Here is a 1069-nt window from a genome sequence, read left to right on the forward strand (position 1 = left end):
CAACTTAAATTGGAATTTAATCACTATGTGGATTGGTTTAATTATAATCGAATTCATTCAACATTAAATTACCAGTCGCCGATTGAATACAAAAGAAATCGATGACCTTATCTTTTTGGTACTAAAAAGTGTGGACATACCAGACTAACTGAAAGCACCTTAAAAAGAACGTGGGAATCGTTAGAGTTACATTTATTTCCTTATATTGGTGATAAATCAATCTTTAAATTAAAAGCAAAAGAATTTATTAAGGCCATGGAGCCACTAAGAGCTAATGGTAAATTAGAAACAATTAAAAGACTTTGCCAACGTATCAATGAGATTATGTTTTATGCGGTGAATATAGGCTTGATTGATGCTAACCCAGCAGCCAAGATAAAAGATGCTTTTGAAAGCCCTATAAAAGGGCAAATGCCAACAATAAACGCGCAAGAGCTGCCCCAATTTATGCAATCCCTTGCTATGGCCAGAATCGAATTACAAACGCGTTGCTTGATTGAATGGCAATTATTAACAATGACACGCCCAAATGAAGCGGTAGGGGCAAAATGGCAAGAGATTGATCTAGACAATTGCTTATGGGTTATTCCTGCCGAAAAAATGAAAATGAGGCGAGAGCATACTATTACACTCAATAAGCAGGCTATGGCTATATTATCAATTATGAAGCCTATAAGTGGGCATAGAGAGCATATATTCCCAAGTATGAAACCGCCTTATACAACCCCGATGAATAGTAGTACTGCTAACATGGCAATAAAGCGCATGGGATATAAAGATAAGCTTGTTGCGCATGGCTTAAGAGCTTTAGCAAGCACGATATTAAATGAGCAAGGCTTTGACCCTAATATTATTGAAGCGGCACTAGCCCATGTCGATACTAATAGTGTCAGGCGAGCCTATAACCGTGCTACTTACCTAGAACAGCGCAGAATCATGCTGGACTGGTGGGGTGACTTTGTCGAGCAAGCAAGCCAAGGAAATGTCTCACTATCAGGTAACCGCAATTTAAAGCTAGTTAATCATTAACCATATCGCGCTATTCATACCGTGCCCCATATTTGGGTTA

Annotated in this window: 2 protein-coding genes and 1 pseudogene; all 3 read left to right on the plus strand. The window is 38.5% G+C overall.

What is annotated here, in order from left to right; all coding sequences use genetic code 11:
* Window positions 1-9: 9 nt before the first annotated feature.
* The 3 genes and pseudogenes from ACYIAL_RS12775 to ACYIAL_RS12785 all read left to right on the plus strand — a co-directional run bounded on the left by ACYIAL_RS12775 (window position 10) and on the right by ACYIAL_RS12785 (window position 1029).
* Window positions 10-105 (plus strand): IS3 family transposase, encoded by a 96-nt coding sequence (locus tag ACYIAL_RS12775; protein ID WP_483751815.1) that lies wholly within the window; start codon window positions 10-12, stop codon window positions 103-105.
* A 48-nt stretch (window positions 106-153) separates the two neighbouring features.
* Window positions 154-375 (plus strand): annotated as a pseudogene (locus ACYIAL_RS12780) (phage integrase central domain-containing protein); the annotation flags it as partial.
* A complete protein-coding gene (locus ACYIAL_RS12785; RefSeq protein WP_483751907.1) occupies window positions 349-1029 on the plus strand; it encodes a tyrosine-type recombinase/integrase in 681 nt (226 codons plus the stop codon). The pseudogene ACYIAL_RS12780 and the gene ACYIAL_RS12785, both read left to right, overlap by 27 nt.
* Window positions 1030-1069 lie beyond the last annotated feature (40 nt).

Source organism: Gilliamella sp. X-57 (genome assembly GCF_057063565.1).